The organism is Enterococcus sp. DA9 (assembly GCF_008000875.1).
GTDB lineage: Bacteria > Bacillota > Bacilli > Lactobacillales > Enterococcaceae > Enterococcus_B > Enterococcus_B lactis.
Genome location: NZ_CP042839.1, coordinates 832,973 through 847,200, shown reverse-complemented (window position 1 = coordinate 847,200; position 14,228 = coordinate 832,973). Strand labels below are relative to the sequence as shown.

Below are 14,228 nucleotides of genomic sequence, written 5' to 3'. Positions count from 1 at the left end.
AAAAATACAATATATTTTTTATTTGTCTGATAGGTATATGATGTACACTAGGTACATCACATGCCCATATCATCGATAATTATTTTACACGAAACTATATTAAAAATATAGTCTCTTTGGATAATCTCTTTGCAGGACTATCCGGTTTTAAGAAATTATTCAGCTTTTCCGCCGTTTTTCTTAATGATTTCTTCTTGTACTGATTTTGGTACATCTTCGTAGTGGTCAAATGTCATTGTAAATGTACCACGACCTTGAGTAGCAGAACGAAGAGTTGTAGCATAACCAAACATTTCAGCAAGTGGAACCATCGCACGAACAACTTGTTGGCCGCCAGCGCGAGCTTCCATACCTTCAACACGTCCACGACGAGCAGTTACGTGACCCATAACATCACCTAAGTAATCTTCAGGGATAACAACTTCTACAGCCATGATTGGTTCAAGGATTACTGGATTAGCTTTCTTAGCTGCTGCACGTAATGCCATAGAAGCAGCAACACGGAAGGCAGTTTCATTTGAATCGACATCATGGTATGAACCATCGTAAAGTTTAGCTTTGATATCTACTAATGGATAGCCAGCTAAGACACCATTTTCCATAGCATCTTTCAAACCAGTTTCAACAGCTGGAATGTATTCACGAGGAACAACCCCACCGACGATCGCATTTTCAAATTCGAAACCAGCACCTTCTTCGTTTGGTGTAAATTCGATCCATACGTGACCGTATTGACCTTTACCACCAGACTGACGTACAAACTTACCTTCGGCTTGAGTGCCGGCACGGAAAGTTTCACGGTAAGATACTTGAGGCGCACCTACGTTAGCTTCAACTTTGAATTCACGACGCATACGGTCAACGATGATATCTAAGTGAAGTTCACCCATACCAGCGATGATTGTTTCGCCTGTTTCCACGTTTGTTTCAGCACGGAAAGTAGGATCTTCTTCAGATAGTTTTTGTAAAGCCACACCCATTTTATCTTGGTCAGCTTTTGATTTAGGTTCAATAGCGACTTGGATAACTGGTTCTGGGAATTCCATTGATTCAAGAATAACTAGATTCTTTTCATCACACAGTGTGTCCCCAGTAGTTGTGTCTTTCAAACCAACAGCAGCAGCGATATCTCCAGCGTAAACTTCAGAGATTTCTGAACGAGAGTTGGCATGCATCTGTAGGATACGACCAACACGTTCGCGTTTGCCTTTTGTTGCGTTTTGTACGTATGAACCTGATTTTAAAACACCAGAGTACACACGGAAGAAAGTTAAACGACCTACGAATGGGTCAGTCATAACTTTAAATGCTAAAGCTGAGAAAGGAGCGCTGTCGTCTGCAGGACGTTCTACTTCTTCATCAGTTTTAGGGTCAATCCCTTTGATTGCTGGGATATCTAACGGTGATGGCAAGTAATCAAGAACAGCGTCCAATAGTAATTGAACCCCTTTGTTCTTAAATGCTGAGCCACATAGTACTGGGTAGAATTCTACGTTAACTGTTGCGCGGCGGATACCTTCTTTTAACTCAGCTTCAGTGATTTCTTCACCTTCTAAGTATTTCAAAGTAAGTTCTTCATCAGTTTCAGCTACAGCTTCAACCAATTTTTCGCGCCATTCTTCAGCTAATTCGCGGTATTCTTCAGGAATTTCTGTTTCTTCAATCTCTGTTCCAAGATCGTTTGTATACATTTCAGCCTTCATTGTTACAAGGTCGATAATTCCTGTGAAGTCGTCTTCCGCACCAATTGGTAATTGGATTGGGTGAGCGTTTGCTTGCAAACGGTCATGTAAAGTTGATACTGAATATAAGAAGTCAGCACCAATCTTGTCCATTTTGTTTGCAAATACGATACGAGGTACACCGTAAGTTGTTGCTTGACGCCAAACTGTTTCAGTTTGAGGTTCAACACCTGATTGTGCATCAAGAACAGTTACAGCACCATCAAGTACACGCAATGAACGTTCAACTTCAACTGTGAAGTCTACGTGTCCTGGTGTGTCGATGATGTTGATTCGATGACCCTTCCATTGTGCTGTAGTAGCAGCAGAAGTGATCGTAATACCACGTTCTTGTTCTTGTTCCATCCAGTCCATTTGTGAAGCTCCTTCATGAGTTTCACCAATTTTATGGATTTTACCAGTATAGTACAAGATACGTTCAGTAGCAGTCGTTTTACCAGCATCAATGTGGGCCATGATACCGATATTACGAGTGTTTTGTAAAGAAAATTCTCTGGTCATTCTCCTTGTTTCTCCTCTCTTTACTATCTAGTTGCTAAAAATAAGGACACTATCTGAGGTCGACTTATAAAAGCCGACCAAACAGAGAGAATCTTACCAGCGATAGTGAGCAAACGCGCGGTTGGCATCAGCCATTTTATGAGTGTCTTCACGTTTTTTAACAGAAGCACCTGTGTTGTTTGCAGCATCCATGATTTCTTTTGCTAAGCGTTCTTCCATTGTGTGTTCACCGCGCAAGCGAGCGTAGTTTACTACCCAACGAAGACCTAGAGTAACGCGGCGTTCAGGGCGAACTTCAACTGGTACTTGGTAGTTTGAACCCCCAACACGACGTGCTTTAACTTCAAGAACAGGTTGAACGTTTTTCATTGCTTGTTCAAACACTTCTAATGGATCGTTACCTGTAGATTCTTTGATCAAATCAAAGGCATTATAGATAATGTTAGCTGCAATCCCGCGTTTTCCGTCAACCATTACACGGTTGATCAAGCGAGTTACTAATTTTGAGTTATAAATAGGATCTGGTAAAACATCACGTTTTGCAACAGGACCTTTACGTGGCATCCGTAACTCCTCCTTCCGAAATATTGTTCATAGTAATTACTTCTATATAATAGAAGCAAGTTTCATTTGTTTAATAATTAAAATTAAGCTTTAGGTTTTTTAGTTCCGTATTTAGAACGGCTTTGTTTACGGTCGTTAACACCAGCAGTATCTAAAGCACCGCGAACGATATGGTAACGTACCCCTGGTAAGTCTTTTACCCGACCACCGCGTAATAATACAACACTGTGTTCTTGTAAGTTATGACCAATCCCTGGGATATAAGCAGTAACTTCAATTAAGTTTGACAAACGAACACGTGCATATTTACGTAAAGCTGAGTTCGGTTTTTTAGGTGTCATTGTACCCACACGAGTTGCTACCCCACGTTTTTGAGGTGAGTTTACGTTAGTTTGAGTTTTCTTAAAGCTGTTATATCCTTTGTTCAAAGCAGGTGAATTAGATTTTTCCACCTTTGATTTACGAGGTTTACGTACTAATTGGTTAATTGTAGGCATTCCTTGTTTCCTCCTTCCCACGATTTGCGTCTAGTTCCACACATCCAGGTGGTTCTTTTTTTGCGATAAAAAATAAATGCAATGTCTGCATCCTTATCAAATATGCTTTGATAAACAGTCAGCACGTTTCTTCACAGAAACCTGTAGATAAAGCACCTTTGTTAGAATATCATGAATGAAAAAGCATGTCAACAAGAGACGGAAATTTTTTTGAAAAAGCTTTATTGGAATAAAAAAGAATGGTATCTTTTTGCCGTAAATCACGCTAAAATAGTGAGGAAAGCACGAAGCTCAAACTAAAAAAAGGTGGATGCAAAGATGAATTTAAAACAATTAGCTGGCATTGAAGCCGCGAAATTCGTAAAGGACGGGATGATCGTTGGTCTCGGGACCGGTTCAACTGCCTATTATATGGTAGAAGAGATTGGTCGCCGCATGCGTGAAGAAGGATTACGTATCACAGGAGTCACTACTTCAAATGCGACAAAAGAACAAGCGGAAAAATTAGGAATACCGCTAAAGAGTATCGACGAAGTTCCAGTAGTCGATCTGACGATAGATGGTGCTGATGAAATCAGTGCTGATTTTCAAGGAATAAAAGGCGGCGGTGCTGCTTTGCTTTTCGAGAAAATAGTCGCTACGTACTCAAAAGAAACGATTTGGATCGTTGATTCTTCTAAATTAGTCCATAAACTCGGGAAGTTCCCACTCCCAGTTGAAGTCATCCCTTATGGCTCCCAACAGCTACTTCATATTTTTGACGAAAAAGGATTCCAACCTGTTTTGCGTACAGACGAAAACGGCGAAGTCCTAACCACAGATGGTGGTCATCATATCATTGATCTGCATCTAGAAGTTATTGAACAACCAGAAAGCTTAGCTACCTATTTAGATGAACTTGTTGGGGTAGTCGAACATGGACTTTTCCTAAATATGGTTTCAAAAGTTGTTGTTGGCTCAGAAAAAGGTGTTGAGATTCTTGATGCCATCCGCCATAAATAAAGAAAAACTGCTTGATCATCCAATAAAAAAAGACAGCGGAAAATTTGCGAAAAAACTATCTTTTTGACGTACTTTATGCTACATTTTTACTGTTATATCCAGTTAGAAAATCACTGCTAGAAAGGAATCACCATGAAAATTATTGGTTATGCACGCACAACCATAAATGATGTTGATTTAACAACTCAGGTTGAACAATTATCTGACTTTGGTTGTCAAGAAATTTTCCATGAGACATATGAAGTGGAACAAAACGATGCTACTGCTATTCATTTGGAGTCAGTGATTGCTGACATGCAGCAAGGCGATGCACTAGTCGTCTGCCAACTTCATCGATTGGGCAAATCTACACGGCAATTAACAGAACTTACGCAATTATTCAAAGACCGCGGGCTGCACTTGATTAGCATTGATGAAGGAATCGATACGCGCGAAATGGGAAAAATCTATTTCCAATTGATGGAAAACCTAGCAAACATGGAGTGCGCATTGATCAAAGAACGTACATTAGTTGGATTAGATGAAGCTCGTAAAAAAGGAAAAATCGGCGGAAGACCAAAAATTGATGCAAAAACGATCAAAAAAATCCGGCGTCTCTATTATGAAAAAAAAGAAACAATCCAATTTATTTCTTCAAAATGCGGTGTTTCAGTTGGAACATGTTATAAATATATCAATTTGCCTGAAAAAGAAATCGAGCAATTATGCATCTAATGCCTAAAAACGAACAGTGCTTTCGCAGCTGTTCGTTTTTTTATCTTCTCTACTCGTTTTCTCATAGAATCTTATCCAATTTTTCGATGGAAATCTCTTCCAAAAAATTGTACAATAAAACAGAACTGAAATTTTCAGAAATATAAACCTATCTTAAAGGAGAGCTAAACATGCCAAAATTAGTTTTTTCTCGTCACGGTCTTAGTGAATGGAATGCATTGAACCAATTTACTGGTTGGGCTGATGTAAATCTAGCACCAGAAGGAATCGAAGAAGCAAAAGAAGGCGGACGCAAAATCAAAGAAGCTGGAATCGAATTTGATGTTGCCTATACTTCTGTTTTAACTCGTGCAATCAAAACATGTAACTTGATTTTAGAATATTCAGATCAACTTTGGGTACCACAAATCAAATCATGGCGCTTGAACGAACGTCACTATGGTAAATTACAAGGTTTGAACAAAAAAGAAACAGCTGAAAAATACGGCGACGAACAAGTACACATCTGGCGTCGTTCTTACGATACTCTTCCTCCATTAATGGAAGAAACTGACGAAGGTTCTGCAGCAAACGACCGTCGTTACGCAATGTTAGACAAACGCGATATTCCTGGTGGCGAAAACTTGAAAGTAACATTAGAACGTGCTTTGCCATTCTGGCAAGATGAAATTGCTCCAGCATTACTAGACAACAAAACTGTTTTAGTAGCTGCACACGGTAACTCATTACGCGCTCTAGCTAAACATATCGAAGGTATCTCTGACGAAGACATCATGGATCTTGAAATCCCAACAGGTCAACCACTTGTTTATGAATTAAATGATGACTTAACAGTAGCTAAAAAATACTACCTATAATAGATACTCTATTGTAAGTAAGACAGCCCTCTCACCTCCTATTATTGTAAGAGATGAAGGGGCTGTTTTTTTAGATATTGGAAGACGGTAGTCTTGGCTATCTAATACGAATGACATCAATTTACATAATAACTATATGATTATAATAGTAAGTACTGTTTGAATAAATAAAAAATTAAGAGAGAAGGCGTAGCATTGAGAGAAAAAAGAATGTCTGACAAACATTCAGATGTGGAGCGAACATTTTTTGTAGAAACTTATTTAAATTTCATTCTTTTATCCTGTTTCTAAGAGGAAGTTTCATTTGTATGAGCTATCACCACAACTCTCCATCTTTTTTTATGTTGCTAATAAATGAAATTTAGATAGAAGTCAACCTCATAAAACTATTTTTTTATCATTTTTTTCTAATAATAAATGTTACATAGAAAAAAGCGTTTACACGACCGTTATTTTCTCGGTTATGATTAATTTGTGAGATACAGACAGATTACACGGCTGCATCTTACAAACAAAATCAAAAAATAAAAATAGAGAGCGAGGAGATACAAGATGATCAAAAATAATTTAAAAACAGTGATGGCAGCAGGTATGGTATTTTTAAGTTTAGGAGGATCCGTTTCGACATTCGCAACAAGTCTATCAACAACTGACTTCGTTAGTACAAGTAAGCAGGCCATTGAGCAACAATTGTATATCCATAATGGTGACTTTAATGACGGGTTTGATCATTGGATCACTAGTGGCCAAGAGCCAAATAATCCCACACTGCAAACCGTTAATGGAAATAACTTTGCTTTAGCAAGAGATGGTGAAAATGTTCATCAATACGTGACATTAAAACCAAGTACCACGTATACATTTAGTTATGATGTTGCAGCAAGCGAATCAGCACCAGGACGTGTTGAATTAGGGATCATGAATCATGATGTCGGTTTTGATGTATTAGAGCGCAGTGAACATAATAATGAGAACTGGGAACGTGGTAAACTTACTTTTACGACTCCAGACGATGAAAATACATACCTTATACGATTTGCTTCTACATGGAATGGTTGGGCGAAATATGACAATATCCAAGTGGAAACAGGCGTAACAGAAACAAACTTGTTGTCTGCAGGGCGAGAAGGCTCTCGAGCATTTGCTTATTTAACATTGACACCTGAACGTTTTTACAGTCAAGAAAGATTGGTCGTTTACATTGATGGAAGATATCATTTTGAAACATTTGACGGCAGAACATTCTATAGCTTTACAAGAATAGTTGATGGTAACATTCAAATACGTCGAGCATTTCCTGGAAAAGCAGGACAGCGAGTAGAAGTATATCGCCTACCAGGACGTCCTGGATCAATCACCTCACTTGAGCACGCTGTATTATTCGAAACACTTATTATTGATGCAGACTTGATTTAAGTTGAATTTTTCATTCTTCAAGCATCATCACATGAGCAATTGAATGATTAAGGTATTCATTTAGACGAAGCCACCAACAGGAGATGACCCATTTGTCATCTCCTGTTGGTGGCCTAGTTCGGAACAGAAAGAGCGTAACTCGCTTCTTTCTGTTCTTTTTTATTTGATTAAGATTGTGCCATTCGTCTGCAATTTAAAAGGAATGTCGATTCACATTTTAGACATTCAAATGGTTGACTTTAGGAGGACTCTCGAAGTAACTGAAGCAACGGTTGTCATTGTTTTCAGGTTATGTGAGACAGTTTCTGCAAAAAATGTGACTGCCTAATTTCTATTAATAGAAGTTTAGGCAGTCACACTTTCTTGCTATTTAGCTATTACTTTACCCTTGAATCGCCGTTTCCAATCCTACTTCGATCATTTCATTGAACGTCGATTGACGTTCTGCAGCTGTTGTTTCTTCCCCAGTAATCAAATGGTCGCTAACGGTCATCAAACTTAATGTCTGCACATGGTATTTCGCGCCTAAGTAATAAAGAGCCGCTGCTTCCATTTCCACTCCTAAGACGCCAAGTTCAGCTAATTGGAATGTCTCTGTCAGATCATCTTTGTAGAAAGAATCTTCCGAAAGGACATTTCCTACATGAACCGTATAGCCCTTTTCTTTCGCTATCTCATATGCTTTCAGTAATAGATTGAAATCACTGATTGGTGGAAAGTGAAAGGCTTGGAAATTTTTTTCGATCATCGAAGAGCTGGTTGCTGCGCCTTGCGCTAGTACCAAATCACGAACATGGACATCTTTTGACAATGCCCCGCATGTACCTACTCGGATCAATTTCTTTACGCCATATGACTGGATCAATTCATGGGCATAGATGGTGGCTGATGGCATCCCCATCCCTGTTCCTTGAACAGAAATACGTTCTCCTTTATATTTGCCGGTAAAGCCTAGCATACCACGGACCTGATTGTAGCAAACTGGTTCTTCAAAAAAAGTCTCCGCAATATATTTAGCTCGTAAAGGATCGCCTGGAAGTAAAATCTTATCGGCAATCTCGCCTTCTTTCGCTTCGATATGCACACTCATTTTGTTGCTCCTCCTATTACAATAATGTCAATGTTTCTTTAACCAATGCTTTAAAAGATTGTTTGACTCTCTGAGTTGTTTCTACAACTTCTTCATGGCTCAGATTCGCTTGCATACCTGCTGCTAAGTTGGTAATGCAAGAAATTCCTAACACTTTTAATCCGCTGTGAGCTGCTACGATGACTTCTGGAACAGTCGACATCCCTACTGCATCGGCCCCTATTGTTCGAGACATCCGAATCTCAGCAGGCGTTTCATAAGTTGGTCCAGAGTAGCCCATATATACGCCTTCTTTAAGATCCAAACCTAGTTTTTCTGCTGCTGCTTTTGCTGTGGCTTGATATTCAGGCGTATATGCTTGACTCATATCTGGAAATCTAGGGCCCATTTCATCTTCATTCGGACCGATCAAAGGATTTTCACCAGTAAAATTGATGTGATCGGTAATCAGCATCAAATCTCCTGGTACAAAGGATTCGTTGACACCGCCACATGCGTTGGTCACAATGACTGAATGGGCACCTAGTCCGGCCATCACACGTACTGGATAGGTCACTGTTTGCATGGAATGACCTTCATAGTAGTGGAATCTTCCTTGCATGGCTAACACTTTCTTACCTGCTAGAGATCCGTAAACCAGCTGTCCTGCATGTCCAACTACTGTCGAAACAGGAAAGAACGGGATCTCATCATAAGAAATCATTACAGCATCTTCGATTTCATCTGCTAATTCACCTAATCCTGAACCTAGGATCAAACCAAAATCAATTTCTTTTACTCCTTTGTCAAGGATAAACTGGGTCGTTTCTTGTAACATCTCGCTTAACTTGGTCATTTGCTTTCTCCTATTTTAAAAAGATTATTTTAATAATTTTAAGAAGCTTTCGCCATTTTCAGTCGAAGAAACACTAAAGTTCTCAGCAATCGTTGCGGAGATATCGGAATAATATCCTTGAGGCAACGCCCCTTGTTCTTTCATTTTTTTACTGTAAGCCAATAACGGTACATATTCTCGTGTATGATCGGTACCAGTAAATGTCGGATCGTTTCCGTGATCGGCTGTAATCATTAGCAAGTCGTCTTCTTCCATCGCTTCAAGCAATTCTGGGATCCGCAAGTCAAATTCTTCAATCGCATGCGCATAACCGACTACATCCCGGCGATGACCGTATAATGCATCAAAATCTACTAAATTGGTAAAGCTGATACCTGTAAACTCTTTTTTCATAACGTTCAGCAACTGGTCGACGCCATCCATATTACTTTTCGTGCGGACAGATTCAGTGATTCCTTGTCCATTGAAAATATCGTTGATCTTTCCTACAGCAATCACATCTTTTCCTGCTTCTTTCAAAGAATCAAGGACGGTGTGTCCGAATGGATTCAACGCATAATCATGACGATTGCTTGTTCGTGTGAAGTCTCCTGGTTCTCCCACATATGGACGTGCAATGATTCGACCAATCATGTACGGGTCATCTTTTGTTATATCACGAACGAATTGGCAAATCCGGTATAGTTCTTCTAAAGGAATGATTTCTTCATGTGCCGCGATCTGAAGGACAGGATCGGCAGAAGTATATACGATTAAATCACCTGTCTTCATTTGGTGTTCACCGTAATCGTCAATAACAGCCGTTCCGCTATATGGTTTGTTGCATACGACTTTACGGCCAGAAAACTCTTCGATTTGTTTGATCAGATCATCAGGGAATCCGTTCGGAAACACACGAAACGGCGTCTTGATATTCAATCCCATGATTTCCCAATGGCCTGTCATCGTATCTTTCCCTACAGAAACTTCTTCTAATTTCGTCGCATAGCCTTGATGATCTTTCACTGATTCCACACCTTCAAGAGGCCGAATCGTTCCCAAACCAAGCTGCTCTAAATGCGGAATATTCAATCCTGCTTCTTTTGCAATGTGTCCTAATGTATCAGAACCAACGTCACCGAACTTCTCGGCATCTGGTGCTTCTCCAATTCCTACTGAATCCATGACGATCAGATGTACGCGTTTAAACATGATTATTCCTTCTTTCTTTTTCTTTTTATTACCTTTAAAACAAAAAGGGCGAGACGAAAAACACTTCCCGTAACCCACCCTTTTTATTCGCTAAAAGATTATTTTGATTTGATATAGTTCTTCCCGTTTGCTTTTGGTCCAGAAGCTTTCCCTAAGAAAACAACCAACACAATGATTGTCAGCAGATATGGAGCAATTTGCAGCAATACTGGTGGAATCGAAGAAATAACTGGTAATTGTGCACCGATGATACTCAAGCTTTGTGCAAAACCAAAGAACAGTGAGGCACCCATTGCGCCTAAAGGATTCCATTTACCAAAGATCATAGCAGCCATGGAGATGAACCCTTGTCCAACGATCGTACCAGCTGAAAAGTTACCGGAAATCGACTGAGCAAAAACAGCACCGCCCATACCGCCTAACAAGCCTGAAATCAGCACGCCTGAATAACGCATAGCATATACATTGATACCTAATGTATCGGCAGCTTGAGGGTTTTCACCAACTGAACGGAGGCGTAAGCCGAATTTCGTCTTAAAGATGATCACCCAAGCAATGACAGCAATCAAAATTGCACAATAAGCAGGCAAGAATGTATTTTTGAAGAAAATTGGTCCAATGACCGGAATATCTGCTAAACCTGGGAAAGAGAAATATCCCAGATTCTGCGTGATGTTATCTGTTTGACCTTTCCCATACCATGCTTTGATCAAGAAAACACCTAAAGCTGGTGCCATCAGATTGATCACTGTACCGCTGATAATATGGTCAGCACGCAAGCTGACTGTTGCTACTGCGTGGATCAAAGAAAATAGGATACCTACGACGCCACCCACTAAAATAGCGATCCATGGCGTCATGGAACCAAGTGAGGGGCTCATCGTCAAGTTGAAAACGATGGAACTAAAAGCACCCATGACCATGATTCCTTCTAACCCTACATTTACAATCCCGCTGCGTTCAGAAAACGTTCCGCCTAGTGATGTTAGAATTAACGGTGTTGAATAAACCAGTGTTGAAGTAAGAATCAAGGCAATTAATTCGATAGTCGACATTATAGTTCGCCTCCTTCATGGTTTTGATTCGTTGGCTTCGCTTCGATTGTCGCAACGATTTCTTCTTGTTTTTTTCCTTGGAAGAACTTAGCCATGACGAAACGAATCAAGAAATTGATCCCAACAAAGAAGATAATCAGAGCAATCGATACATTGACGATCTCAAACGGAACACCAGCTCCTGTCTGCATGCCAAGTCCGCCGATCTTCAAAATACTGAACAAAATCGCTGATAAAAGAATACCGATTGCTGATCCAGATCCAAGTAAGGAAACAGCCATCCCATCAAATCCAATAGATAGTGAAGTCGTTTGAACGAAGAAGTTTTGATACGTTCCTAATCCTTCAACCACACCGCCAAGCCCTGCCAAAGCGCCAGAAATGACCATCGACAAAACGATCGTACGTTTACTACTCATCCCTGCATACTCAGAAGCAAAAGGATTCAAACCAACGGAACGGATCTCAAATCCTAAAGTCGTTTTCTTCATCAATAGCCAAACAAAAATAAGCGCGATGATGGCTAAAAACAAACCTGAGTTTACGCGAGAGCCGCCAAAAGCTTGTGTTAACCAAGGTAACCGCAACGATGCATTTTGACTGATCATATTGGAAGAGTCCAAACTTGATCGGTAGCTTTCAGGCATCACTTCATGTAAAGCAAATGTGCTTACGTATAACAAGATATAGTTCATCATGATCGTTACGATCACTTCACTTGTTCCAAAAAATGCTCGTAGCAACCCAGGAACAGCCGCTGCCATCGCACCTGCTAAGGCACCTAGGATCACACACAATGGAAGCAAAACGACTTTTGGAAGATCTGGAAAAGCAAGTGCCACCCAGACACTGACGATCCATCCGCAAAGTGCTTGTCCAGAAAGCCCGATATTGAAGAACCCAGCTGAGTTAGCTACAGAAAACCCTAATGCTGTAAAAATCAACGGCGTTGCTTGCCTTAATGTTTCACCGATTCCTCTTTGCGAACCAAGAGCTGCATCTAACATAGAAGAATAACCTTGGATGGGCTGAAAACCAAAAGCAGCCATCAATATCGCGCCTAAGATTAATCCTAAAACAACTGAAAGTACAGGCACTAATAAATTACGGAATTTCTCGCTGCGATCATTCATGTGCGCCAGCCCCCTTTTCTAACTCTTTTCGTGCTTCTTCTAAGGTATAGCCCGCCATCAATAGACCTAATTCATTTTCAGATGTTTCTTTCGGATCAACGATCCCGACGATTTCTCCTTCATGGATAACAGCAATACGATCCGAAACATTTAAAATTTCTTCTAATTCGAAACTAATCAATAACACTGCTTTGTATTTGTCCCTTTGTTCGATCAGACGTTTATGAATAAATTCGATCGCACCTACATCCAGTCCACGAGTTGGATTTGCAACGATCAACAGATCAGGATCTCGGTCGACTTCCCGAGCGATGATTGCTTTTTGCTGATTTCCGCCTGATAAAGCTTTTGCAGGAACAAGTTCATTCGTTGTTCGAACATCATATTCTTCGATCAATTCTCTGGCATGTTCATTTATCACTGAATAATTCAGCATACCGTTTTTACTGTAAGGTTTTTGATGGTACGTTTGTAGGGCAATGTTTTCAGACAATGTCATATCTAAGACTAACCCATATTTATGACGGTCTTCTGGCACATGTCCTACACCATGTTCAGTGATCTTTCGAGGTTTTTTATTGGTGATGTCTTCCCCTTTTAGCTTGATATGTCCGCTTTCTGCCTTTCGCAAACCAGTTAAAGCTTGGATCAACTCCGACTGCCCGTTTCCATCGATTCCAGCGATACCAAGTACTTCGCCAGCACGAACTTCTAAGTTCAAGTTTTTCACGGCTTCTAATCCACGATTTTCTTTCACCACTAGATTTTCAATAGACAAAACGACTTCTTGAGGCTTCGCTTCTTTTTTCATCGTTTTGAATGAAACCGTTCTTCCGACCATCATATCAGCTAATTGCTGTGAGGTAACGTCTTTAACGTTGACTGTACCGATTCCTTTTCCACGGCGGATAACTGTACAACGGTCAGCTACTGCTTTGATTTCATCTAACTTATGCGTAATCAAAATGATTGACTTGCCTTCTTTGACTAATTCCTTCATGATCACGATTAATTCATCAATTTCCTGAGGGGTCAATACAGCTGTCGGCTCATCAAAAATCAGTACATCTGCTCCTCGGTAAAGTGTTTTTAAAATTTCTACCCGTTGTTCCATCCCAACTGAAATATCACGAACATAAGCATCTGGGTTGACTGATAATCCATATTGTTCAGAAACTTTTTGAATCTCTTTTCGCGCTTTTTTATGGTCAAGCATCCCTGCACGACTAGGTTCGCTTCCCAACACGATGTTTTCTGTTACAGTAAAGGCATCAACAAGCATAAAGTGCTGATGGACCATCCCAATCCCTAATTGATTGGCTTTTGTCGGGCTTGTGATTTGTACTTCTTTCCCACGCATCAAAATTTTTCCTGATGTCGGCTCTAATAATCCGGAAAGCACGTTCATCAATGTAGATTTGCCAGCACCGTTTTCTCCAAGCAACGCATGAATCTCTCCTGCCTTTACTTGTAAATTGATGTTGTCATTTGCCTTGAATGTTCCAAATTCTTTGGTAATATTCTGCATTTCTATGACAATATTTTCTTGAACCACCTTTTTTTCACATCCTAACGATTTCTATCTAGGGCAACGATTGACTAAGATTCACGCTTAGCGAGCGTTCTTCTTT

Annotated in this window: 13 protein-coding genes; 4 read left to right on the top strand and 9 right to left on the bottom strand. The window is 40.1% G+C overall.

The window, feature by feature from the left end; translation table 11 throughout:
* Positions 1–155: 155 nt before the first annotated feature.
* From fusA to rpsL, 3 genes are all read right to left on the bottom strand, one after another.
* Complete coding sequence (gene fusA / locus FTX43_RS04885) at positions 156–2,243, bottom strand: elongation factor G (RefSeq protein WP_002309841.1); 2,088 nt, start codon at positions 2,241–2,243, stop codon at positions 156–158.
* A 93-nt stretch (positions 2,244–2,336) separates the two neighbouring features.
* Positions 2,337–2,807 carry a 30S ribosomal protein S7 gene (gene rpsG, locus FTX43_RS04880; RefSeq protein ID WP_002290440.1) on the bottom strand — a complete coding sequence of 157 codons (471 nt, stop codon included), beginning with the start codon at positions 2,805–2,807 and terminating at the stop codon, positions 2,337–2,339.
* Between the two features lie 83 nt (positions 2,808–2,890).
* Positions 2,891–3,304, bottom strand: coding sequence for a 30S ribosomal protein S12 (gene rpsL, locus FTX43_RS04875; protein WP_002294318.1), 414 nt, complete (start codon positions 3,302–3,304; stop codon positions 2,891–2,893).
* 318 nt (positions 3,305–3,622) lie between these two features.
* On the opposite strand from rpsL, the gene rpiA reads away from it, so the two are divergent.
* The 4 genes from rpiA to FTX43_RS04855 all read left to right on the top strand — a co-directional run bounded on the left by rpiA (position 3,623) and on the right by FTX43_RS04855 (position 7,293).
* The gene (rpiA, locus tag FTX43_RS04870) at positions 3,623–4,306 is read left to right on the top strand and encodes a ribose-5-phosphate isomerase RpiA (RefSeq protein ID WP_047929619.1); all 684 of its coding nucleotides are present in this window, start codon (positions 3,623–3,625) and stop codon (positions 4,304–4,306) included.
* A 132-nt stretch (positions 4,307–4,438) separates the two neighbouring features.
* On the top strand, positions 4,439–5,020 hold the full coding sequence (locus FTX43_RS04865; RefSeq protein ID WP_047929618.1) for a recombinase family protein: 582 nt from the start codon (positions 4,439–4,441) through the stop codon (positions 5,018–5,020).
* Between the two features lie 170 nt (positions 5,021–5,190).
* Complete coding sequence (gpmA, locus tag FTX43_RS04860) at positions 5,191–5,877, top strand: 2,3-diphosphoglycerate-dependent phosphoglycerate mutase (protein WP_002294321.1); 687 nt, start codon at positions 5,191–5,193, stop codon at positions 5,875–5,877.
* A gap of 552 nt (positions 5,878–6,429) precedes the next feature.
* On the top strand, positions 6,430–7,293 hold the full coding sequence (locus tag FTX43_RS04855) for a carbohydrate binding domain-containing protein (RefSeq protein ID WP_147606812.1): 864 nt from the start codon (positions 6,430–6,432) through the stop codon (positions 7,291–7,293).
* A gap of 382 nt (positions 7,294–7,675) precedes the next feature.
* Here the strand turns inward: FTX43_RS04855 and deoD are convergent, their stop codons facing one another.
* The 6 genes from deoD to FTX43_RS04825 all read right to left on the bottom strand — a co-directional run bounded on the left by deoD (position 7,676) and on the right by FTX43_RS04825 (position 14,152).
* Positions 7,676–8,383: a purine-nucleoside phosphorylase gene (gene deoD, locus FTX43_RS04850; protein ID WP_002309845.1), complete on the bottom strand. Its 708-nt coding sequence runs from the start codon at positions 8,381–8,383 to the stop codon at positions 7,676–7,678.
* Between the two features lie 16 nt (positions 8,384–8,399).
* A complete protein-coding gene (locus FTX43_RS04845; RefSeq protein ID WP_047929615.1) occupies positions 8,400–9,218 on the bottom strand; it encodes a purine-nucleoside phosphorylase in 819 nt (272 codons plus the stop codon).
* A 24-nt stretch (positions 9,219–9,242) separates the two neighbouring features.
* Entirely contained in the window at positions 9,243–10,409 is a 1,167-nt protein-coding gene (deoB, locus tag FTX43_RS04840; RefSeq protein ID WP_002309846.1) for a phosphopentomutase, read from the bottom strand.
* Positions 10,410–10,507: 98 nt separating this feature from the next.
* A complete protein-coding gene (locus tag FTX43_RS04835; protein WP_002309847.1) occupies positions 10,508–11,464 on the bottom strand; it encodes an ABC transporter permease in 957 nt (318 codons plus the stop codon).
* Positions 11,464–12,597 carry an ABC transporter permease gene (locus tag FTX43_RS04830; RefSeq protein ID WP_002291115.1) on the bottom strand — a complete coding sequence of 378 codons (1,134 nt, stop codon included), beginning with the start codon at positions 12,595–12,597 and terminating at the stop codon, positions 11,464–11,466. Before FTX43_RS04830 ends, FTX43_RS04835 begins: the two co-directional genes overlap by 1 nt.
* Positions 12,590–14,152: an ABC transporter ATP-binding protein gene (locus FTX43_RS04825; RefSeq protein ID WP_002291113.1), complete on the bottom strand. Its 1,563-nt coding sequence runs from the start codon at positions 14,150–14,152 to the stop codon at positions 12,590–12,592. Before FTX43_RS04825 ends, FTX43_RS04830 begins: the two co-directional genes overlap by 8 nt.
* Positions 14,153–14,228: the final 76 nt, after the last annotated feature.